The 20,750-nt window shown below is 62.0% G+C and carries 20 protein-coding genes; 10 read left to right on the top strand and 10 right to left on the bottom strand.

Translation table 11 applies throughout. The features are described from left to right. The first annotated feature begins 59 nt into the window (after positions 1-59). The 5 genes from NLY43_RS05265 to NLY43_RS05245 all read left to right on the top strand — a co-directional run bounded on the left by NLY43_RS05265 (position 60) and on the right by NLY43_RS05245 (position 5,155). Complete coding sequence (locus NLY43_RS05265; protein WP_023671480.1) at positions 60-1,088, top strand: amino acid ABC transporter substrate-binding protein; 1,029 nt, start codon at positions 60-62, stop codon at positions 1,086-1,088. A gap of 62 nt (positions 1,089-1,150) precedes the next feature. Then, positions 1,151-2,338: an amino acid ABC transporter permease gene (locus tag NLY43_RS05260; RefSeq protein ID WP_023700667.1), complete on the top strand. Its 1,188-nt coding sequence runs from the start codon at positions 1,151-1,153 to the stop codon at positions 2,336-2,338. 4 nt (positions 2,339-2,342) lie between these two features. Beyond that, positions 2,343-3,500 carry an amino acid ABC transporter permease gene (locus NLY43_RS05255; protein ID WP_023700666.1) on the top strand — a complete coding sequence of 386 codons (1,158 nt, stop codon included), beginning with the start codon at positions 2,343-2,345 and terminating at the stop codon, positions 3,498-3,500. 84 nt (positions 3,501-3,584) lie between these two features. Continuing rightward, positions 3,585-4,388 (top strand): amino acid ABC transporter ATP-binding protein, encoded by an 804-nt coding sequence (locus NLY43_RS05250; RefSeq protein WP_023671483.1) that lies wholly within the window; start codon positions 3,585-3,587, stop codon positions 4,386-4,388. Positions 4,389-4,489: 101 nt separating this feature from the next. After that, positions 4,490-5,155 (top strand): TIGR02117 family protein, encoded by a 666-nt coding sequence (locus NLY43_RS05245; protein WP_023712730.1) that lies wholly within the window; start codon positions 4,490-4,492, stop codon positions 5,153-5,155. A gap of 219 nt (positions 5,156-5,374) precedes the next feature. Here NLY43_RS05245 and NLY43_RS05240 read toward each other — a convergent pair whose 3' ends face one another. Together NLY43_RS05240 and NLY43_RS05235 are read right to left on the bottom strand one after the other, a co-directional pair. After that, the gene (locus NLY43_RS05240) at positions 5,375-6,613 is read right to left on the bottom strand and encodes an FAD-dependent monooxygenase (protein ID WP_023712731.1); all 1,239 of its coding nucleotides are present in this window, start codon (positions 6,611-6,613) and stop codon (positions 5,375-5,377) included. Between the two features lie 19 nt (positions 6,614-6,632). Continuing rightward, positions 6,633-6,878, bottom strand: a complete 246-nt coding sequence (locus NLY43_RS05235; protein ID WP_023705697.1) for a zinc-finger domain-containing protein — start codon at positions 6,876-6,878, stop codon at positions 6,633-6,635. 233 nt (positions 6,879-7,111) lie between these two features. Here NLY43_RS05235 and NLY43_RS05230 point away from each other — a divergent pair, with 233 nt between their 5' ends. Next, a complete protein-coding gene (locus NLY43_RS05230; protein ID WP_023700662.1) occupies positions 7,112-9,304 on the top strand; it encodes an RNA degradosome polyphosphate kinase in 2,193 nt (730 codons plus the stop codon). Next, entirely contained in the window at positions 9,304-10,836 is a 1,533-nt protein-coding gene (ppx, locus tag NLY43_RS05225; RefSeq protein WP_023697723.1) for an exopolyphosphatase, read from the top strand. Before NLY43_RS05230 ends, ppx begins: the two co-directional genes overlap by 1 nt. Positions 10,837-11,098: 262 nt before the next feature. On the opposite strand, the gene NLY43_RS05220 is transcribed toward ppx, so the two are convergent. From NLY43_RS05220 to NLY43_RS05195, 6 genes are all read right to left on the bottom strand, one after another. Beyond that, on the bottom strand, positions 11,099-11,506 hold the full coding sequence (locus tag NLY43_RS05220; protein WP_023712732.1) for a DoxX family protein: 408 nt from the start codon (positions 11,504-11,506) through the stop codon (positions 11,099-11,101). 136 nt (positions 11,507-11,642) lie between these two features. After that, the gene (locus NLY43_RS05215) at positions 11,643-12,065 is read right to left on the bottom strand and encodes a DoxX family protein (RefSeq protein WP_023671490.1); all 423 of its coding nucleotides are present in this window, start codon (positions 12,063-12,065) and stop codon (positions 11,643-11,645) included. 248 nt (positions 12,066-12,313) lie between these two features. Next, complete coding sequence (fumC, locus tag NLY43_RS05210; protein WP_023712733.1) at positions 12,314-13,711, bottom strand: class II fumarate hydratase; 1,398 nt, start codon at positions 13,709-13,711, stop codon at positions 12,314-12,316. 587 nt (positions 13,712-14,298) lie between these two features. Then, positions 14,299-15,285 carry a glycosyltransferase family 10 domain-containing protein gene (locus NLY43_RS05205; RefSeq protein ID WP_023712734.1) on the bottom strand — a complete coding sequence of 329 codons (987 nt, stop codon included), beginning with the start codon at positions 15,283-15,285 and terminating at the stop codon, positions 14,299-14,301. 103 nt (positions 15,286-15,388) lie between these two features. Next, positions 15,389-16,150 carry an SDR family NAD(P)-dependent oxidoreductase gene (locus NLY43_RS05200; RefSeq protein WP_023712735.1) on the bottom strand — a complete coding sequence of 254 codons (762 nt, stop codon included), beginning with the start codon at positions 16,148-16,150 and terminating at the stop codon, positions 15,389-15,391. 128 nt (positions 16,151-16,278) lie between these two features. Next, positions 16,279-17,040, bottom strand: coding sequence for an NIPSNAP family protein (locus tag NLY43_RS05195; RefSeq protein WP_031199689.1), 762 nt, complete (start codon positions 17,038-17,040; stop codon positions 16,279-16,281). 85 nt (positions 17,041-17,125) lie between these two features. Here NLY43_RS05195 and NLY43_RS05190 point away from each other — a divergent pair, with 85 nt between their 5' ends. Further along, on the top strand, positions 17,126-17,812 hold the full coding sequence (locus tag NLY43_RS05190; RefSeq protein WP_023712737.1) for a TetR/AcrR family transcriptional regulator: 687 nt from the start codon (positions 17,126-17,128) through the stop codon (positions 17,810-17,812). An 18-nt stretch (positions 17,813-17,830) separates the two neighbouring features. On the opposite strand, the gene NLY43_RS05185 is transcribed toward NLY43_RS05190, so the two are convergent. Next, positions 17,831-18,424, bottom strand: a complete 594-nt coding sequence (locus NLY43_RS05185) for a hypothetical protein (RefSeq protein ID WP_023712738.1) — start codon at positions 18,422-18,424, stop codon at positions 17,831-17,833. 131 nt (positions 18,425-18,555) lie between these two features. On the opposite strand from NLY43_RS05185, the gene NLY43_RS05180 reads away from it, so the two are divergent. Next, positions 18,556-19,680, top strand: a complete 1,125-nt coding sequence (locus tag NLY43_RS05180) for a metallophosphoesterase (protein ID WP_023712739.1) — start codon at positions 18,556-18,558, stop codon at positions 19,678-19,680. Positions 19,681-19,730: 50 nt separating this feature from the next. On the opposite strand, the gene NLY43_RS05175 is transcribed toward NLY43_RS05180, so the two are convergent. Continuing rightward, positions 19,731-19,910, bottom strand: coding sequence for a CsbD family protein (locus tag NLY43_RS05175; protein ID WP_023671498.1), 180 nt, complete (start codon positions 19,908-19,910; stop codon positions 19,731-19,733). A 172-nt stretch (positions 19,911-20,082) separates the two neighbouring features. Between NLY43_RS05175 and NLY43_RS05170 the strand changes: the two genes are divergently transcribed. Further along, positions 20,083-20,736 carry a glutathione S-transferase family protein gene (locus NLY43_RS05170; protein ID WP_023712740.1) on the top strand — a complete coding sequence of 218 codons (654 nt, stop codon included), beginning with the start codon at positions 20,083-20,085 and terminating at the stop codon, positions 20,734-20,736. Positions 20,737-20,750: the final 14 nt, after the last annotated feature.

Raw genomic sequence — 20,750 nt, 5'->3', positions numbered from 1 at the left:
AGATCAGGATTTGCCTGAGGATCAGGGTTTACCTGAAAACAGAAAAGGGTCTGTGGGTTATGAAACATATTGCAATTGGCATTCTCGGTGCCGCTGCGCTTGGATGGATGGCTTCGGCCGCGTCGGCGACAACGCTCGATACCGTCAAGGCGAAGGGCTTCATCCAGTGCGGTGTCTCGACGGGCCTGGCCGGCTTCTCGGCGCCTGACGACAAAGGCGATTGGAAAGGCATCGACGCGGATTTCTGCCGCGCTGTCGCTGGTGCAGTCTTCGGCGATGCCTCCAAGGTCAAGTTCACGCCGCTCAGCGCCAAGGAGCGCTTCACCGCGTTGCAGTCGGGCGAGATCGATCTCCTGTCGCGCAACACCACATGGACCATCAATCGCGATACCGCGCTTGGCCTGAACTTCATCGGCGTCACCTATTATGACGGCCAGGGTTTCATGATCAACGCCAAGAAACTGCCTGGCGTCAATTCGGCGCTGCAGCTTTCAGGTGCGGCAGTCTGCGTGCAGAGCGGCACCACGACCGAGCTCAACCTCGCCGATTACTTCAAGGCGAACAAGATGGAGTACAACCCGGTCGTCTTCGAAAAGCTGGAAGAGGTCAACGCTGCCTATGACGCCGGCCGCTGCGACGTCTACACCACCGACCAATCCGGCCTCTATGGCATCCGCCTGACGCTGAGTGCGCCGGCCGACCATGTCGTGCTGCCCGAGATCATCTCCAAAGAGCCGCTCGGCCCCGCCGTACGCCAGGGGGACGACCAGTGGTACCACATCGTCAAGTGGACCTACTTCGCCCTGTTGCAGGCAGAGGAACTGGGCATCACCCAGGCCAATGTCGAAGAGATGAAGACCTCCGATAATCCGGAGATCAAGCGCGTGCTCGGTCAGGAAGCCGAAACCAAGATCGGAACCGACCTTGGCGTGAGCAATGACTGGGTCGTCAACATCGTCAAGGCAGTCGGCAATTACGGTGAGATGTTCGAGCGCAATGTCGGCACCGGCAGCCCGCTGAAGATCGCGCGCGGCATCAATGCGCTGTGGACCAAGGGCGGCCTGCAATACGCACCGCCGATCCGCTGATCGAAATGTGATCCGGAAGGCAGATCATCTGCCTTCCGGTTTCTCTTTCCAGGGGATGAGCAATGGCATCGCAGGAAGTTCTTCGCGAGGAGCCGAGCCGCGGTTCCTTCATCAACGATCCGAAAGTCCGCGGGTTTTTCTTCCAGGCGGTGGTTGTCATCTTGCTGGTGGCGGGCGTCTGGTGGATCGTCCACAACGTCATCGTCAACCTGCAGCGCCTGCATATTACTTCCGGTTTTGGCTTCCTGAACAACCGAGCAGGCTTTGACATTCCAGTCAGGCCCATCGCTTATGATTCTGATTCGACCTATGGCCAGGCCATTGTCGTCGGGCTTATCAACACCATTATCGTCGCCGTTGCCGGCATTATCACCGCGACCATCATTGGCTTCATTGTCGGCGTCGGCCGGTTATCGCGCAACTGGCTGGTTCGCAAGATTTGCACGGTCTATGTCGAGGTGTTCCGCAACATCCCGCCGCTGCTGGTGATCTTCTTCTGGTATTCAGGCGTGCTCGCGGTACTGCCGGCGCCTCGCGACAGTTTCAATTTGCCGTTCGGCTCTTTCCTCAACCAACGCGGTTTCTATTTTCCGCGCGCTATCTGGGGCGACGGCTCCTGGCTGATGTTTGTCGCCTTGCTTGTCGGCATCGCCATGGCTTTTTTTGTCGCGCGCACGGCACGCCAGCGGCAAATGGCAACCGGCCAGCAGTTTCCCGTATTCTGGACTTCGGCGGCGCTGATCGTCGGCCTTCCGCTCCTGGCCTATTCGCTGAGCGGCTTTCCCTTGAGCTTCGACTTTCCAAAGCAATCGACCTTCAACCTGACCGGAGGCTTTCAGATCGGGCCGGAGTTCCTGTCTCTCTATTTGGCGCTGTCCTGTTACACGGCCTCCTTCATCGCCGAGATCGTGCGCGCCGGCATTCTCGGCGTCAGCAAGGGTCAGACCGAAGCGGCTGGCGCCCTGGGGCTGCGGCCGGGATCTATCCTGCGGCTTGTCGTCGTTCCCCAAGCCATGCGGATCGTCATCCCGCCGCTGACCAGCCAGTATCTCAACCTGACAAAGAACTCGTCGCTGGCCATTGCCATCGGTTACCCCGACCTGACGGCGATCGCCGGCACAGTGCTGAATCAGACCGGTCAAGCGGTCGAGGGTGTGCTGATCATGATGGTCGTCTATCTCATCATCAGCCTGGTGACGTCGGCGGTGATGAATGTGGTCAACGCCAGGATGGCGCTGGTGGAGAGGTAAGACCATGCAGGAACATGATACCTCCTGGGTGCGGACCGAAATGGCACTCGCTCAACAAGCCCCGGCCGGCGTGCGGGGGCCTTTGGCCTGGGTTCGCAAGAACCTGATCGGTTCGGTGGGCGACGTCATCCTGACTGTAGTGGCTATTGCGCTGGTGGTGATGATCGTGCCGCCCGTCGTCAACTGGGCCTTCATCAACGCCCAGTGGACGGGGCCGGACCGGACTGTATGCGCCACGGTGGCGCAAGGCGGCATCCAGCCGGACGGCTGGTCAGGCGCCTGCTGGGCCTTCGTCAACGCGAAGTTCGGCCAGTTGATGCTTGGCCGCTATCCCCTGGAAGAGCGCTGGCGGCCGATCCTGGTCGCCGTCCTGTTCGTGGCGCTGCTGGTGCCGTTGCTGATGCCACGCGTGCCGCGCAAGGGGTTGAACGCCATTCTTCTATTCCTGGCATTGCCGATCATCGCGTTCGTGCTCCTGGTCGGCGGCATCTTCGGCCTGCCGCATGTGGAGACCCAGCTATGGGGCGGGCTGCTGGTGACGCTGAGCCTGTCCTTTGTCGGCATTGCCGTGTCGCTGCCGATGGGCATCGTGCTGGCGCTTGGCCGGCGCTCCAAGATGCCGATCGTCAAGACACTGTGCGTGGTCTTTATCGAGTTCGTTCGCGGCATCCCGCTGATCACCGTTTTGTTCTTTGCCAGCGTCATGCTGCCGCTGTTTCTGCCCGCCGGGGTTTCGTTCGACAAATATCTCAGGGCGCTGATCGGCGTCTCGCTGTTTGCCGCCGCCTATATGGCCGAAGTGGTGCGCGGCGGCCTGCAGGCGATCCCCAAGGGCCAGTATGAGGGTGCGGATTCGCTTGGCCTGGGCTACTGGCAGAAGATGGTGCTGATCGTGCTGCCGCAGGCACTGAAGCTGGTCATCCCCGGCATCGTCAATACCTTCATCGGTATGTTCAAGGACACAAGCCTCGTCATCATCATCTCGATGTTTGACCTGCTTGGCGTCGTCAAGCAGAACTTCTCGGACGCCAATTGGGCGACCCCACAGACCGCGAGATCCGGTCTCATCTTTGCAGCCTTCGTCTTCTGGCTGTTCTGCTTCGGCATGTCGCGGTATTCGATGTACACGGAACGCCGGCTCGACACCGGCCACAAACGTTGATGCATGTCGCCCAAAAGTGTTTAGCGGTTTTGGGACAACGACATGCATCATAGCTAAAAGACAGAACAAAAAGGGGAACCTGCCATGGTCATAGAAAACGCCGTCAGCGCCGAAGAGATCAAGGTCGATGCCAAGAAGATGCACATTTCGACCACCGATGTCGCAATCGACATCATCGGCATGCACAAATGGTATGGCGAGTTCCATGTGCTGAAGGACATCAACCTCAAGGTGATGCGCGGCGAGCGCATCGTCATCTGCGGTCCTTCGGGCTCGGGCAAGTCGACCATGATCCGCTGCATCAACCGGCTGGAAGAGCACCAGAAGGGCAAGATCATCGTCGACGGCAAGGAACTCACCAACGATCTCAAGAAGATCGACGAGGTGCGCCGCGAGGTCGGCATGGTGTTCCAGCACTTCAACCTGTTTCCGCATCTGACCATCCTGGAGAACTGCACGCTGGCGCCGATCTGGGTGCGCAAGACGCCGAAGAAGCAGGCCGAGGAAATCGCCATGCACTTCCTCAAGCGCGTCAAGATCCCCGAACAGGCCAACAAATATCCGGGCCAGCTGTCGGGCGGCCAGCAGCAGCGCGTGGCGATAGCGCGTTCGCTGTGCATGAACCCGCGCATCATGCTGTTCGATGAGCCGACCTCGGCGCTCGATCCCGAAATGATCAAGGAAGTGCTGGAGACGATGGTGGGCCTGGCCGAGGAAGGCATGACCATGCTGTGCGTCACTCACGAAATGGGCTTTGCCCGCAAAGTCGCCAACCGGGTGATCTTCATGGATCAGGGCCAGATCGTCGAACAGAACACGCCGGCCGAGTTCTTCGACCATCCGCGCCACGAGCGCACGAAGCTGTTTCTGTCGCAGATCCTGCACTGAGCATTTTCATGCGAACCAAAAGAGCCCGGCCGTAATGCGGCCGGGCTCTTTTGCTATCTGGGGGGTTGATCTTCTCCATTGAAACACAAAGCCGCCGCCGCATGAGAAAAGCCCTGCGTTTCGTGGCCATGCTGATTATCGTGGTCGCGCTCGCTGCCGCGCTCGGCACGCTGGTGCCGCGTCCGCTGTGGCCGGCGTCAGCGGCGGGTGAGGGCACGCGCCATATTCTGGTGCTGGAGAATCCGATCCACACCGACATCGCCATTCCAGTCGATGACGAGGTGCGCCGGCGCTTCCATTTCCTGGTCGCTGCCGGCATCCCTGTCGACGCCCCGGAAGTGCGCTACATCGTCTTTGGCTGGGGCGGCCGGGCCTTCTATCTGGAGACGCCGAGCTGGTCGCAGCTGAAAGCAGTGCCCGTCCTCAAGGCGCTGACACTGGACGCCTCGGTCATGCATGTCGATATCGCCGGGACCATCGCCGAGCCGCACCCTGCTGTCACCGGTTTCGACATCGATGAGGAACGTTTTGCAGCGCTGCTCAACTATATCGACGCGAGTTTCCAGCAAGGGCCGCATGGTCCGGTCGTCATCGAGAACGCCGCCTATTCCAGCTTCGACCGCTTCTTCGAGGCGAACGGCCATTTCAACGCGCTTGTCGGCTGCAACACCTGGACAGCCGCCGGCCTGCGCACCGCCGGCCTGCGCACCGGCTGGTGGAACCCGCTGTCGGCCTCGCTGGGCTTGTCGATGCGGTTTTATAACTAGCAGTCCTTCATCGCACCGCGACAGTGTTGGATCTTTTGAAGTCAGCGGGACAGCACTCCCCTCTGACCTGCCGGCCATCTCCCCCGCAAGAGGGAGATCAGCCGTTTTGCCCGCGCTCCTGCTGCAACGCCGGCGATTTTGGCGAAGGCGACGGCGACATCCAATCTCCCCCCTTGCGTGGGAGATGTCCGGCAGGACAGAGGGGAGTGGGAAGGATCGCTACGTCGACGATCTAGACTGCCGAGTGTCCGCTCGCCATCCATAGAGCCAGTCGAGGTCGGCGGCGAGCTTGTCGGGCGAGCGCATGGCCAGGAACAGATTGCGGGCGATCGCCACCGGGCCGGCAGCATGCCAGGCGAGGCGGTTTACGGCCCCACGACGCGCGGCCTTGGCGACACGCGGCCGCCGAAGATTTTCCCAGATTTGAAAACTTCTGGGCAGATCGCCAGGGAAATCGGCGATAGCGTCGGCAAGCGTGATGGCATCCTCGATCGCCATTGCCGCGCCCTGCGCGGCAAACGGCGTCATCGCGTGCGCGGCGTCGCCGATCAGCGCGATGCCCTGCGGGCTCGTCCACCGCTTCTGTTCGACGGTGTGGATCGGAAAGGCCGTCCATGGGCCGGCCAGTGCCACAAGCTTCGTCAGGCCCGGCGCGGTGCCGCGCAGGGCAGCCGTGAGGATCGCGGGATCGGCATGGCCCGACCAACCTTCGGCCATGCGCTCACCCTTGGTGAAGGCGGCGAGATTGAAGGCCTGGCCTTTGCTGACGGGGTAGGCGACCATGTGGAAGCCAGGATGCAGGAACGTGGTGACGCAGTCGGCGGCGCCGATCGCGGCAAAGGCTTCTCCGGCCGCACCGTCGGCTGCGATTGTAGCCCGCCAGGCGAGTTCGCCCGAAAAACGGCTTTTGACGAAGTCCTCGCCTGCGAGTTGCGCCCGGACCGCCGACCAGACGCCGTCGGCGCCGACCAGCAGTTTGCCGCGTGCCTCGATCTCGCGGCCGTCCACTTCGGCGGTCACGGCGACATATTGCGCGTCTTTGACGATGCCGGTCACGCGGGCGCCGGTGATGAGCTCAATCTCTGGCCGTTCGGCCATTTGCCCCAGCAGCGCTGCCTGCAGATCTGCGCGATGGGCGACAAGATAGGGCGACTGCCAGCGCGCTTCGGCGGCGTGCCCGAGCGGTACCCGCGCCAGTTCGCGCAGCGTCCCGGCGTCCTTGAGCACGACCGCTTCCGGCCGCAACGCTGCGGGCAGCAGTCGGTCGAGCACGCCGAGTTTTCCAAGAATGCGTGTTGCGTTGGGCGAAAGCTGGATGCCGGCGCCGGCCGCTTCGAGGTGCTGTGCCTGTTCGATAAGCTTTACCGGATAACCCCGTCCAGCGAAGGCAAGGGCAGCGGTCAGCCCGGCGATGCCGGCCCCGGCGATTATGACCTGCCGGGACCTGATGTCTTCCATCGGGCTTGTCGCGGAAGGATCAGGCGGCCTGGTCGATATAAAGGCAACCAGCCGGCAGCGTTTCCGTCGCCCTCAGCTTCGCCGAATAGCGGTAGAGCGTCGAGCAATACGGGCAGACCTTTTCATTGTCGTCGCCCATGTCGAGGAACACATGTGGGTGGTCGAAGGGCGGGTTGGCGCCGGTGCACATGAATTCCTTGACGCCGATGTCGATTGCCGGATGGCCCGCATCGTTCTGGAAATGGGGAATGGAACCGCCTGCCATCGTCGTCTCCTTGATCTCGTCGAAAAGCATCTGGAACATAACAGGCCTGTTTGCAAGATCGATGAAATGAAACTGTCGCAAAAGCCTGTCAGAGGATACGTTGAGCCGGTTAAGTGCATGTCCCTGAAATCGGAACGGTTTTCGCCGAAGGGTCATGCGTCACAAAAGCGTGTTAGAGGCATGGCACGTCCAACGGCGCTCCAAGGGACGGTTGGCGGGGAAGAGCAGGAACCATGAACGAACTGAAGCCGGTGCAGAGCGAATTCATCAATGTCGAGGTGGCGAGCCCCGAGGGCGGCAACCCCGATCGGTTCGTCAACCGTGAGTTCTCCTGGCTGCAGTTCAACCGGCGTGTGCTCGAGGAATCACAGAACGAGCACCATCCGCTGCTCGAACGCGTCCGTTTCCTGTCGATTTCGGCCGCCAATCTCGATGAATTCTTCATGGTCCGCGTCGCCGGCCTTGCGGGCCAGGTGCGCGAAGGCATTGCGCTAAAGAGCCCCGACGGCCGCACGCCGGAGCAGCAGCTGGAACAATTGCTGCGCGAGGTCGAGCGGCTGCAGGAGGACCAGCAGAACAGCCTTTCGGCGCTGATGTTGCTGCTCAACAAGGAAGGCATTGAGAGCATCACCCGCGATGCACTAACCAAGGATGAAAAAGTCTGGCTGGAAGACCATTTCCAGGACCAGGTTTTCCCGGTGCTGACTCCACTGTCGATCGACCCGGCGCATCCGTTTCCGTTCATTCCCAATCTCGGCTTCTCGATGGCGCTGCAATTGCGCCATCGCAAGAATGGCGAGGAGATGAGCGCGCTTCTGCGCCTGCCGGTGGCGCTGAAGCGCTTCATCCGTCTGCCCGACCGCAAGCAGCACGTTCGCTTCATTCCGTTGGAGGAGGCTGTCGGCCTCTATATCGGCAAGCTGTTCCCCGGCTATGAGGTCAAGGGTTCCGGCACCTTCCGCATCATCCGGGACAGCGATATCGAGGTCGAGGAAGAGTCGGAAGATCTCGTGCGCCTGTTCGAGACGGCGCTGAAGCGGCGCCGCCGCGGTTCGGTCATCCGCATCGAATTCGACAAGTCGATGCCCGGCGAATTGCGCGAGTTCGTCGCCGGCGAGCTTGGCGTCTCTTCGAGCCGCATCAGCGTTCTGACCGGCCCGCTGGCGCTCAGCCAGATTTCCGAGATCGTCGCCGTGCCGCGCGACGACCTGAAGTTCACCCCCTACAATCCACGCTTTCCCGAGCGCATCCGCGAGCATGGCGGCGACTGTTTCGCGGCCATTCGCGAGAAGGACATCGTCGTCCACCACCCCTATGAATCCTTTGACGTGGTGGTCCAATTCCTGCGCCAGGCGATGGCCGACCCGGAGGTGGTGGCGATCAAGCAGACGCTCTACCGCACCTCCAACGACAGCCCGATCGTGCGCGCCTTGGTCGACGCGGCCGAGGCCGGCAAGTCGGTAACCGCCCTGGTCGAGCTCAAGGCGCGCTTCGACGAGGAAGCCAACATCCGCTGGGCGCGCGACCTCGAACGCGCCGGCGTTCAGGTCGTGTTCGGCTTCCTCGAACTCAAAACCCATGCGAAAATGTCGCTAGTAGTGCGGCGCGAGGACGGCAAGCTGCGCAACTATGTGCATCTCGGCACCGGCAACTACCATCCGGTGACCGCGCGCATCTACACTGACCTGTCCTTCTTCACCACCGATCCGACGATCGCGCGCGATGTCGCCCAGCTGTTCAACTTCATCACCGGCTATGCCGAGCCGACCGATGAGATGCGGATCGCCATCTCGCCGTTTACGCTGCGCAGCCGTATCCTCAAGCACATTGCCGACGAGGTCGCCTACGCGCTGGCTGGCCGTCCGGCGCGCATCTGGATGAAGATGAACGCGCTCGTCGATCCCAACATCATCGACGCGCTCTATGACGCCAGCCGTGCCGGCGTCGAGATCGATCTCGTCGTGCGCGGCATCTGCTGCCTGCGGCCGCAGGTGCCCGGCCTGTCGGAAAACATCAGGGTCAAGTCGATCGTCGGCCGCTTCCTCGAACACAGCCGCATCTATTGCTTCGGCAACGGCCATGGCCTGCCGTCGGACGAGGCGATCGTCTACATCGCCTCGGCCGACTTGATGCCACGCAATCTCGACCGCCGCGTCGAGACCATGGTGCCGATCACCAACCCGACGGTGCATGAACAGATCCTTGGCCAGATCATGCTGGGCAACATCATGGACAACCAGCAAAGTTTCGACGTATTGGCTGACGGAACCTCCCGGCGCGTCGTGCTGGAGGAGGGTGAGGAACCGTTCAACGCGCAGGAATATTTCATGACCAATCCGAGCCTGTCGGGACGGGGTGACGCGCTGAAGTCGCATGCGCCCAAGCGCATCGCGCAGTTCAAGCGTCGCAAGAAGAACACCGGCTGATGATTTCAACGTCCCAAGGCCGGCTGCAGGATCGCCGGCCGCTGTCCATCATCGACATCGGCTCGAACTCGATCCGCCTTGTCGTCTATGAAGGGTTGGCGCGCTCGCCGACCTTGCTGTTCAACGAAAAGATGCTGGCCGGCCTCGGCCGCGGCATCGTTTCGACCGGCAAGCTCGATCCCGAGGCGGTGACGCGCTCGATGGAGGAGTTTCGCCGTTTCCGCGCGCTCTCCGACCAGGCGGGTGCGGAGCACATGTTTGTGCTGGCAACAGCCGCGGCCCGCGAAGCGATCAACGGCCCCGATTTCATCCACCGCGCCCAGGATGTGCTCAAGACCGAGATCCGCGTGCTCACTGGCCGGCAGGAGGCGCATTATTCGGCGCTTGGCGTCATTTCGGGCTTCCACCCCGCCAATGGCATTGCCGGTGATCTTGGCGGCGGCAGCCTGGAGCTTATCGACATCAATGGCGAGGCGATCGGCGACGGCATCACGCTGCCGCTGGGTGGCCTGCGGCTGCAGGACATGGCCAGGAATTCGCTCGCCCAGGCGGCAAAGATCACCCGCGACGAACTGGCGCGCGCCAAATTGTTGAAGGGCGGGCTGGGACGGCCCTTTTACGCCGTTGGCGGCACCTGGCGAAACCTTGCCCGGCTGCACATGGAAATGACCAACTACCCGCTTGGCGTCATGCACCACTATGAGATCGGTGTCGAAAGCGCCGCCAATTTCCTGAAGCAGGTGGCGAAAGGCGAGATCGAGAAGGTCAAGGGCATCGAAGGTGTGTCGAAGAACCGCCGTTCGCTGCTGCCCTATGGCGCGGTCGTGCTGCAGGAGATCATGGCGGCGATGCAGCCGTCGAAGATCATCGTCTCGGCATTGGGCGTGCGCGAAGGGTTTCTCTATTCGCTGCTCGACCCTGCCGAGCAGAAGGCCGATCCGCTGGTCTCCGCTTCGGAGGAATTGGCGCGGCTGCGGTCGCGCTCGGTAACCCATGCGCATGAGCTTGTCGAATGGACGGACAAGACCTTTGCCGCCTTCGGCATCGACGAGACGGAGGATGAGGCGCGCTATCGCCACGCCGCCTGTCTGCTGGCCGATATAGGCTGGCGCGCACACCCGGAATATCGCGGCAAGCAGTCGCTCAACATCATTGCCCACGCCTCCTTCATTGGCGTCGATCACCCCGGCCGTGCCTTCCTGGCGCTGGTCGGCCTGTTCCGCCACGAAGGCGTGTTCAACGATGCGGCGCCGGAAATCCGCGGCCTGGCGACGCCGCGCTATCTCGAGCGCGCCCGCATCCTGGCGGCGGTGCTGCGCGTCGTCTATCTGCTGACGGCGGCCATGCCCGGCGTCATGCCGCGGCTGAAATGGGAAAACCGCGGCAATGGCACGTTGGCGCTGGTGCTGCCGGCCTCACTTTCCGATCTTTACGGCGAACGCCCGGCCGGACGGCTGGCGCAACTGGCGCGGATCACCAACCGCCGGCTGGTGCTGGCGGTCGAGGGTGGGCAGAGCGTGTCGGTGAAGTAGGCGCGGCCTGACAGCAAAACCATGTCGTCGTCGGCCTCGCGTTCGAGCACCGGCTTCCTCAATCCGTCGCTGCTTCGCAGCGCCACCTCCCCCTCCGGAGGGAAAGGGAAGGGAGCCTCGTTGGAAAGCGTTGGCGGCAATAGGCTCGCGCCCTTCCTCTACCCCGTCGATCGGGGGAGAGGTGGCTCGACGAAGCCGAGACGGAGTGGGGGTCGACCTGGCACGGGCGTCGATGGTTCAACCGGGACGATATTTGACGATATCAGACCGCGGCGCGGCGCCCGTCGATCGACCAGGCCCCGGCGCCGGCCATGGCTAGCGCCAGGAATCCACCGGCGATGGCAATATCCTTCATCAGCATCTGCTGGTGCAGGAAGGTGAGCATCGGGTCATCGCCGCCCTGGCCGTAGTGGCCGATGGAGCCTGCAACGATGCAGAAAGCGGCAAGAAGTATCGCAACGACCGGCGTCTGAAAGCCGACCAGTATCAAGAGACCGGCAATCAACTCGAACAGCCCGGTGCCCCAGGCGGCAAGCGTCGGCAATGGCATGCCGAGGCCGGCGAAATAGCCGGTCGTCCCGGCAATGTCGGCGAGCGCGTGGTAGCCGGAGGGAACGAGCAGGGCGGCGAGCAGCAGCCGGGAAATCAGAAGCAATGCATCGCGGGGCATGGTCATCTCCGTTGTCTGTCCGCAGGCTGTTTCGAGACCGATCCTAGCAGGGATGGGGCGGGCGCGCGCTTGGGCAGACAACGAAAAAGCGGCGTGGAAATTCCACGCCGCTTTTTTCAGGCTTGGGAGGGAAAGCTCAGCCGCGCTTGGCGTCGATCGAGTAGGCGCCAGGGCCCGAGGAAGCCAGCAGCAGGAAACCGCCGGTGATGGCGACGTTCTTCAGGAAATGGATCATCTGGTTCTGGTCGGCCCAGCCGGTATGGGCGACAAAGGCCGAGGCGATGGTGAAGACCGCGAGCACCCAGGCGGCGATGCGGGTCTGAAAGCCAACGAGCACGGCAAGGCCGCCGAGCAATTCGATCAGGCCGACGACAATGGCCGTTATGGTCGGCACCGGCAGGCCCATGGCGCCGAAATAGCCGGCGGTGCCGGAAATGGCGGTGAGCTTGCCGAAGCCGGAAAGCAGGAAGATGGCGGCGAGCAGGATGCGGCCGAGCAGGATGGTGGTGGAGCTGTTGGACGCGATGCCGGCGCCGGCAGCGGAAGTGTTGATGGACATGGTGGCTCTCCGAAAAGGGTTGATGTCCCGTCAGATAGACCAAGCCGACTGTTCACCAAAGCCGCCAGTCCGGCGACACATTGTTCACAGGACGTACATTTCGGGATCGTTCGACCGACGCAAAATTCTTGTCGCGGCCAGCAGCGGCGGGAGCAAATTGTCCCGCCACACAATTCGGATTTCTAGTTGACGCAATTCCAAAGAGGAAGGGCTGCGCGCTTCGAGGAAGGCACTTCCCCTGGAATCGCTTAACCCGGATGCGTCATGTCCTCCGGCCGCACCAGCCGGTCGTAGTCTGCCTCGCTGACCAGCCCGGTGGCCAGTGCTTCCTCGCGCAAGGTGGTGCCCTTCTTGTGCGCGGTCTTGGCGATCTTGGCGGCATTGTCGTACCCGATCGTCGGCGCCAGCGCCGTCACCAGCATCAGCGAGCGGTCGAGCGCGGCCTTGATGTTGTCTTCGCGCGCCTCGATGCCGACGACGCAATTGTCGGTGAAGGAGATCGAAGCGTCGGCCAACAGCTGCACCGACTGCAGGAAGTTGTAGGCCATCAGCGGGTTGTAGACGTTGAGCTCGAAATGGCCCTGGCTGCCGGCGAAGGTCAGCGAGGCGTTGTTGCCGAACACCTGCACGCAGACCTGCGTCAGAGCCTCGCATTGGGTCGGGTTGACCTTGCCCGGCATGATCGAGGAACCCGGCTCGTTTTCCGGCAGCGACAGTTCGCCGAGGCCCGAGCGCGGGCCGGAGCCGAGGAAGCGGATGTCGTTGGCGATCTTGAAGAGGGCGGCGGCCGCCGCGTTGATGGCGCCATGCGAGAACACCATGGAATCGTGCGCGGCGAGCGCCTCGAACTTGTTCGGCGCGGTGACGAAGGCAATGCCGGTAATGTCGGCGATGCGCGCCGCCACCTTTTCCGCAAAGCCGACCGGCGCGTTGAGGCCGGTGCCGACGGCGGTGCCGCCCTGCGCCAGTTCCTGCAGGCCGGGCAGCGTCATCTCGATGCGCTTGATCGAAGAGGCCACCTGCGCGGCGTAGCCGGAAAATTCCTGGCCCAGCGTGAGGGGTGTCGCGTCCTGCGTATGGGTGCGGCCGATCTTGATGATGTGGGCGAAGGCCTTCGTCTTGACCTCGAGCGCAGCGTGCAGATGCTTCAGCGCCGGCAGCAGATCGTGCACGATGCGCTCGGCGCACGCGATGTGCATGGCTGTCGGGTAGGTGTCGTTCGACGACTGGCTCATATTGACGTGGTCGTTAGGGTGCACCGGCTTCTTCGAGCCCATGACGCCGCCCAGAAGTTCGATCGCCCGGTTGGAGATCACCTCGTTGGCGTTCATGTTGGACTGCGTGCCCGAGCCGGTCTGCCAGACGACCAGCGGGAAATGATCGTTCAGCTTGCCGTCGATCACCTCTTGCGCCGCCTCGATGATCGCCTTGCCGACTGCCGGATCGAGCCGCTTCAACTCCATATTGGCTTCCGCCGCCGCTCGCTTGACGATGCCGAGCGCACGCACGATCGAGGCCGGCTGCTTTTCCCAGCCTATCCTGAAATTGCCGAGGGAACGCTGCGCCTGCGCGCCCCAGTAACGGTCGGCGGCAACCTCGATGGGGCCGAACGTGTCGGTTTCGGTTCTGGTCCTGGCAGCGGTCACTTGTCTCTCCGACGATCGAATTCGGCAACGGCGTATCGCGTTGCACAATGGCCTTCAAGCAGAGATTGCGGCCGGCAGGCAGTAAATCGGTTGAAGCAGTAGCGCCGGCCTTCGGGATCCTGCACCCTCCACTTTCGTGTGAAGGAAATTGCTCCTCAGTGCGGCTTGATCCCATGAAGTGGACGGAAACTTGCGGATTTAGCTCGATAAGATCATGTCGAGCTGGCGGATTGCTCTACGCAAACTTCCCCCAGGATCAGCAATGCGCAATTCATGTCTACCTACTCTACCTACGAGCGACGCTGCCACACAAACTACCATCCGTGCCGGCGTCTCACTGGCAACAGCAGCGATGAGGTAGCTTATGCACTTGTCCTTCTGTTCAGTTTCCCGACCAAAATCCGGCATCGCATCCGGATCGAGCTTCGGATCGCGAAACCGAGAATTTCAAGTCCACCCTGGGAGCGCCTCCACATAGCCTCGGAGATTTCCAAGATGCATGGCGGCAAGGTCGAAGCCGTCTCGACGTCGCAAGAGACGCTCTTTGTTCTCCGTATTTTGCTGAAAGCGCGCCTGATCGCGGACCGTCAGCTCGGAACCTTTTTCCTCCAACGGCGCAGCTTTGTCCTGAGATAGGATCTGTAGCCGAACGGAAGTGTTCGCCGTCCGGAAGGCTTGCTTGTCCGCGCCTCCAGACGCTGGCGCACGACGCTCATCAGTCTGCAGAACGCGGGTGTTTCCAATGATTGCACCCGTTTGACGAGGTTGTCGGGCAATGGCTTTGAGCGCCAGTCGAAATAAGCCTCGTAGTCTTGCGGCGTTGCGATCAGGTGCTGGAGATAGGCTGCAAGATCGCTGGCGCTGGCGAAGGCACTGGCGTCAATAAAGGAGTGCTCCGGAACGAACTCGTCCACATTGGGAGCGCCAAGGTAGATCGGCACCGTGCCCGCCATGAACGCGTCATAGATTTTCTCGGTGACATAGTCGGCCTCGATCGAGTTCTCCATGGCCAGGCAGAATTTGTGCCGCGCAATGGTTTCGATCTTGGTCTTCGAGCCCAGATCGGGGCCAGAGACCGATCGGTTGTGGCGATATCGGCCATAAGAATCGATCTTGATGTGGCGCGCCAGTTCGTTCGCCAAATCGACACGGCCGCTATAATTCAGGCCGGCCGACTGGAAGAGTGCGACCGGCGCTTCTTCCGTTTTCGGCACGATTGGTCTGGCCAGCGCATCTTTCCACCACACCGCACGCGGAAGGTAGGGTACCCAGACATCGGACCGGGATTCATGCGTCATGATGATATCGAAGTGCCGCATGATTTTGGGGTCGGCAAGTCGCTTGTAGTTTTGGCCGCATTCCATCGACCAGGCGACCCAATATTGACCAGGGTATTTGTAGGCATCGCCAACTTCGCGAAAGTTCGGAATATGGAAGACGACTGCCGCGGCCTCGGAAATCCGTCGTTTGTCCAGTGTCCACCGCCCGGGCATTTCGCACTGTATCGACGCGATATCGACGGGTTTGCTGAAGAACGTTGTGTAGAAGAGGATCAGTGGATCGATAGACGGCATGGCACCACGAATGTCTGAAGCATTGCTCAATCTGCAGACAGACGCGGTATCGGAAGTTTGGTCAAGTGCTCCGCTTGTTCGAGGCAGAGGGCCATCCAAACGGTCACCCCGCCGTATACCCGCCATCGATCGCGAAAATGCCGCCGCTGGTCCACGCCGCCTCGTCGCTGGCGAGATAGACGGCGATGCCGGCAAGATCGCTGGTCTGGCCGATGCGGCCGAGCGGGTAGCTGCGCTCGACATAGGTTTTCAGCTCGGCCTGCGCTGCCGCCGGCAGGTTGTCGATCGACTTGCGCCGCATGGCGGTGTCGACCGTGCCGGGCGCAATTGCATTGACCCTGATGCCGCCCGGACCAAGCTCGAAGGCCAGCGACTTGGTCAGCGAATTCAGCGCGCCCTTGGACAAGGAATACAGGCTCGACGGCCGCTTCGGGATCATTTTGTCGGCGAAGTAGGACGAGATGTTGATGACGGAGGCGTTGGCGCCGAGATGCGGCAGCAGCCGCTGGGTAAGGAAGAACGCCGCCGTCACATTGAGCGCGAAGGATTGCTGGAATTGGTGCTCGGTGACGGTCTCGAAAGGCACCAGATAAGCGACGCCGGCATTGTTGACGAGGATGTCGAGTGGGCCGGTTGCTTTCGCGCGATCGACCACGGCATCGATGCCGGAAGAGGTCGAGAGATCGGCCGACTGGGTGCCGACGTTGCCCGCCGCCGCAAGTGTCTCGCGGGCGGTCTTGAGCTTGCTGGTGTCGCGACCGACGATCAGCACGTCGGCGCCCTCGCGCAAGAAAGCTTCCGATATCGCCAGGCCGATGCCGTCCGAGCCGCCGGTCACCAGTGCTCGCTTGCCAGAAAGTCTCATTGAAGGCCAAGTCGCATCGAATGCTCTCGCTGTTGCCCGCGTCACGAAGGCAATGCCGATCGGCGAGGGCGGTCAAGCCGCCGGCCTATCGCTCAGTATGAACTTCGGTTGGCCGCGTGCCGATCCGGTTACCGCAGCAGCGACTGCGACGTCGGCGTCAGGCGCAAGGTTTCGGTCCGCCAGGTCACATCGGCCGCTTGCCATTGGAGCGAAGCGGCAACTGCGGCTTCGTAATTGGCATGCGCCTCGGGACTGTTGAAACCCGTCACCGCGATAAAGACGTTTTCGCTCAAGCGCACCGGCAGGCGGGGAAAGCTGTTTTCGGCGTGCTCGGTGATGAAGGCGCCAAGCAACCGTCCGCCGGCGCCGATAAGGACCGGAAGGGCATATGTGTCGAAATTGTCGGCGAAATCGGCTTCGGCGCCAGACCGCAGATGATGAATCTGGATGACAACAACACCGGTCAAGCGATTGTCTGCTCTCAGCTTTCCATCCGGCGGCATGGCGCCTCGCTGCGCGCCTGACAGATCGAAGCCGGCGCCTGGCCATGCCGGCTTCAAGAGCAGTACATCGTCGGAATCGATCATCGTCGCATTGGCGGCGTCGCGGTGCGCCGTCCACACCGGCCCGTCATAGAAGGCGGTGAGCGCCTGCTTCCGCGCTTCCATGCCACCGAAGCCGCGCAGCCAGACGAACATGTCGGGGCGGTCGAGGTCGCGGAACTGTCCGATGATGGTCATGCCGGCGTGTTCCTGGCCTTCGATGAACCGACTGTCGAAGATGTCGATCAGCGTCTCGCGCCGGCCCGGCTTCAGCGTGTACTGCCGCAACTCGACGACAGGCGAAGCGAGCAGTTTTGCCGCCGCAGGCGCATTCAGGGGTACGGTCATTGTGTCGTCTCCAAAAAACAGGATGATCATCCGGTTTATAAAACAGACCGGTTGTCCTGTTTTGTCAATCTGCTATCGTTGGCAAATGTCAGCAGAGATTGCTCGGGCTCCGAAAGGGCCGCCGCGAAAACGCACCAACGATCCCGAAGGGCTGCGCAACAAGGTGCTCGATATCGCCGAAGCGTCGTTCCAGGCGCGTGGCTATCATGCATCCGCTCTTGGCGAGCTGATGACGACCGCAGGCGTCAGCGGCGGCGCGCTGCATCATCATTTCCCGACGAAGAAGGCGCTCGCTCTGGCGGTGATCGAGGAGCGCGTGGCAGCGGCCCTCGATGAAACCTGGATCAACCCTGTACGGGCGGCAGGCTCGGCGCGCGAAGGCGTGCGCGCGGTGTTCGAGGCGGTGGCGACCGACCTTGAGCAGCAAGGCTTCGTGCGCGGCTGTCCGCTCAACAATCTGGCGCATGAACTGTCGCTCGCTGACCCGGATTTCCGCGCCGCTCTGGACGATATCTTTGCCGGATGGCGTCAGGCGGTTGCCGACAAGGTGCGAGCCGACCAGCAGTCGGGGAGGGAGCAGGGCACCGACCCCGAGCGCTTTGCGGCACTCGCCATCGCCGCCTATTCCGGCGCCATGTCGATGGCCAAGGCGGCACAGGATGCCAGCGTGCTGCGCGATTGCCTGGCCGAACTTCAGGGCAGCTCAACGCCGCCATTCCCGAGCAGAGCGAAGCGGCGTCGCAGGATCCTGCTGCGGCCGGGAAAACCTTGAGGCCGGAACTGCGCTGTTCTAGTTGGAAAGCGGCTTGATCGTCTCGTAACCGTTCACCGATTCCGCGCTGGTCCCTTCGTCGTAACGCCGGGCGAGAGACGCTTGCAGATCGGGAGCATAAAGCGCGGTGAATGTGTCCAGCGTTTCGCCGGCGCCGTTCTTGAAGATCTCCGTGACCGCCAGCACGTTGTATTTGCAGCCGCCGACGCTGAACGTCTCCTTGCCCTTGACGACCAGGCTCAGTGTCTTGGTGCTCTTCGGCTGCTTGTTCGGCGACAACTCGACGAATTCGATCGTGCTCTTGGCTCCCGTCTTCAGCGGAAACAGTTTTCGCAGATCGGAAAACGGGATCGTCGCCACCCGTCCGGTATCGCTGTCGCGAAACACTTCGACCAGGCCTGCAAACAGGAACTGTGTCTGCGGTGATTGCGATTCGTAGTTGTTGGAGACGGACACCATGCCGCCGGCCACCGGCCGAAACTCGCTGCGGACGCCAGGCATTTCCAGAACGAAGCCGGCCTTGGCCGATTTTGCGTCGACACAATCGGCGGCATGCACCGCAGCCCCCGGCAGCAACCCAGCCAGCACCACGCCTATCGAAACGGCTCTCATGAAATCCTCCCCTCTGCTTGTATTTGCTGCGCGCCAGCATGACCCAAGAAATGCCAGAGCCTCAGTGCCGTGTCGACCTGCCATTCCTGGCAACTGGACGGTGGGGCGCCGGCTGTGCTGAATTTCAGGTCATGAATCGCAAGCTCGTCCTCTCCCGTCGCAATTTCCTCGCACAGGCAGCCGGCCTTGCCATGGCTGGCATGCTGCCGCGCGCCGCGCTTGGCCAGACCGGCAAGCGCATCCAGCCCATCGACGCCACCTTTCTGTTCATCGCCGATGTCCATGCCTGCCGCATGTCGAGCGGCCTCAGCCCCAACTGCCTGGAGGAAGGCAAGACCGATGCCGCGCTGTTGCGCAATGTCGCTGTCCTCAATGGCTTGGCGGGCCGGCAATGGCCAGTCGAGATCGATGGCGTTGCAACCCGCCTGCGTTCGGCCGGCAGCCGCATCGATGCGCCGCTCGGCCTCGTTGTCGGCGGCGACATCACCGACGATGGCGGCGGCCAGATCACCGAGCCCAGCGAAGGCACGCAACTGTTGCAGTTCAGCCAGCGCTATCAACAAGGCGTCGGCCCGGACCGCGTGCACATGCCGGTCTATGTCGGCCTCGGCAACCACGATCTCGACCAGAACGGCTCGCCGCCCCATGTCGACTGGTATCGGCGTGAACTGCGCGACTATGTCGAGGTCAACCACCGCCCCGGCGTGTTCTTCAAGCCCCCGCTGCCGGCCACCGAATACGATGTCGACACCGACTGCTATTCCTGGGACTGGGGCGGCCTGCATCTCGTCCAGACCCACCGGTTTGCCGGCGACACCGGCCACGGCGCGGTGAGCAGCCTGCCGTGGCTGAAGCAGGATCTGGCGACCTACGCGGCGGATGGCCGTCCCGTCATCCTGTTCCAGCACTATGGCTGGGACACTTTCTCGGTCGAGCGCTGGGACCCGGCCAAGCGCACCTATGACGATGACGGCGCAGGCGCGCCGCATTGGTGGAGCGAGGCCGACCGCCAGGCGATGCTGGCGGCGCTGAAGGGCTACAATGTCATCGCCATCTTCCATGGCCATCAGCACGAAGTGCCGATGATCTACAAAAGCGATGGCCTCGACCTGTTCAAGCCGAAGGCTGCCTATTTGGGTGGCTTCGCGCTGGTGAGGGTAACCGGGGACAGCATGGACGTGGTGCTGGGCGAGGCGGCCGGCGACCACGGCGAGGTCAAGTTCACCAGCGCCTTCAGCAAAAGCCTCAGCCTCTGACAAGAAAAAGGCGCCCTTGAGCCGCCTTCCTCATTGCCTCCAAGATCGAATCAGAGCGCCTTTTTGATCTTGTCCTTCACGTCGCCATAGACCTTCTGCACCTTGCCGGCGGTCTTGTCGGCCGTGCCTTCGGCCTGGGTCTGCCTGTTGCCGGTCGCCTTGCCGCCGGCCTCCTTGACCGAGCCCTTGACCTGCTTGGCCACGCCGGCAACCTGATCCTTGTTCACCATCTTTACATCTCCTGGGCTTTCCGGGGATTCATTCGCAGGAGGCAAACGGGCCGGCTTGGCTTAGGTTCCCTGGGCGGCGATGATCGTCGCATCTGGTCGCTTATATGGTCGCCGAAACGCTTTGCCGCGTCGTATCGTGTGACTAGTGTGACGAAATTTTGGGGAGACCGCCTTGGCTGAATTTACGCTCATCATCGCCAACAAGTGCTTTTCGTCCTGGTCGCTGAGGCCATGGGTGGCGATGAAGCATCTGGATATCCCTTTCGAGGAAGGTTTCGTGCGCCTGCGCACGCCCGAAACCTTTGCCGCTCTGGCGAAAGTCTCGCCCACCGGCCTTGTGCCAGTGTTGAATCACAATGGCAGGATTGTCTGGGAAACCCTTGCCATCCTTGAATATCTCGCCGACTTGTTTCCGGAGAAAAAGCTTTGGCCTCAGGATATCGGCGCCCGAGCGCTGGCCCGCTCGGTAGCGACCGAGATGCATTCCGGCTTTCGCGAGGTGCGCTATGGCTGGCCGATGAATTTGCGCCGGCCGAAGGGCCACAAGCCGCTCGACGCCGAAGGCGAAATGCAGCGCGCGCGCATCGAAACGATCTGGCGCCAGTGCCGGGAACAATACGGCAAAGGCGGCCCCTTCCTGTTCGGTCATTTCACCGCGGCCGATGCCATGTATGCACCTGTCGTCACCCGCTTCGACACCTATGGCGGCAAGCTCGCGCCCGACACGCGCTCCTACGTCGACGCCGTGTTGGCAACGCCGGCGATGCGGCACTGGTATGCGGAAGCAGCGAAGGAGACTTGGCCGGAACCCGGCCCGGACGAATAGGACCACTAATGACA

It is taken from the genome of Mesorhizobium sp. C416B, from assembly GCF_030323165.1.
In the GTDB taxonomy this organism is placed as follows: Bacteria; Pseudomonadota; Alphaproteobacteria; order Rhizobiales; family Rhizobiaceae; genus Mesorhizobium.
The sequence above is the reverse complement of the archived record's forward strand: the minus strand, read 5'-3'. Positions and strand labels throughout refer to the sequence as shown.

Bases quoted from the DNA above. Each gene is read 5' to 3' on its own strand.
- NLY43_RS05265 (WP_023671480.1), top strand. From the start codon at position 60: ATGAAACATATTGCAATTGGCATTCTCGGTGCCGCTGCGCTTGGATGG.
- NLY43_RS05260 (WP_023700667.1), top strand. From the start codon at position 1,151: ATGGCATCGCAGGAAGTTCTTCGCGAGGAGCCGAGCCGCGGTTCCTTC.
- NLY43_RS05255 (WP_023700666.1), top strand. From the start codon at position 2,343: ATGCAGGAACATGATACCTCCTGGGTGCGGACCGAAATGGCACTCGCT.
- NLY43_RS05250 (WP_023671483.1), top strand. From the start codon at position 3,585: ATGGTCATAGAAAACGCCGTCAGCGCCGAAGAGATCAAGGTCGATGCC.
- NLY43_RS05245 (WP_023712730.1), top strand. From the start codon at position 4,490: ATGAGAAAAGCCCTGCGTTTCGTGGCCATGCTGATTATCGTGGTCGCG.
- NLY43_RS05240 (WP_023712731.1), bottom strand. From the start codon at position 6,613: ATGGAAGACATCAGGTCCCGGCAGGTCATAATCGCCGGGGCCGGCATC.
- NLY43_RS05235 (WP_023705697.1), bottom strand. From the start codon at position 6,878: ATGGCAGGCGGTTCCATTCCCCATTTCCAGAACGATGCGGGCCATCCG.
- NLY43_RS05230 (WP_023700662.1), top strand. From the start codon at position 7,112: ATGAACGAACTGAAGCCGGTGCAGAGCGAATTCATCAATGTCGAGGTG.
- ppx (WP_023697723.1), top strand. From the start codon at position 9,304: ATGATTTCAACGTCCCAAGGCCGGCTGCAGGATCGCCGGCCGCTGTCC.
- NLY43_RS05220 (WP_023712732.1), bottom strand. From the start codon at position 11,506: ATGCCCCGCGATGCATTGCTTCTGATTTCCCGGCTGCTGCTCGCCGCC.
- NLY43_RS05215 (WP_023671490.1), bottom strand. From the start codon at position 12,065: ATGTCCATCAACACTTCCGCTGCCGGCGCCGGCATCGCGTCCAACAGC.
- NLY43_RS05205 (WP_023712734.1), bottom strand. From the start codon at position 15,285: ATGCCGTCTATCGATCCACTGATCCTCTTCTACACAACGTTCTTCAGC.
- NLY43_RS05200 (WP_023712735.1), bottom strand. From the start codon at position 16,150: ATGAGACTTTCTGGCAAGCGAGCACTGGTGACCGGCGGCTCGGACGGC.
- NLY43_RS05195 (WP_031199689.1), bottom strand. From the start codon at position 17,040: ATGACCGTACCCCTGAATGCGCCTGCGGCGGCAAAACTGCTCGCTTCG.
- NLY43_RS05190 (WP_023712737.1), top strand. From the start codon at position 17,126: ATGTCAGCAGAGATTGCTCGGGCTCCGAAAGGGCCGCCGCGAAAACGC.
- NLY43_RS05185 (WP_023712738.1), bottom strand. From the start codon at position 18,424: ATGAGAGCCGTTTCGATAGGCGTGGTGCTGGCTGGGTTGCTGCCGGGG.
- NLY43_RS05180 (WP_023712739.1), top strand. From the start codon at position 18,556: ATGAATCGCAAGCTCGTCCTCTCCCGTCGCAATTTCCTCGCACAGGCA.
- NLY43_RS05175 (WP_023671498.1), bottom strand. From the start codon at position 19,910: ATGGTGAACAAGGATCAGGTTGCCGGCGTGGCCAAGCAGGTCAAGGGC.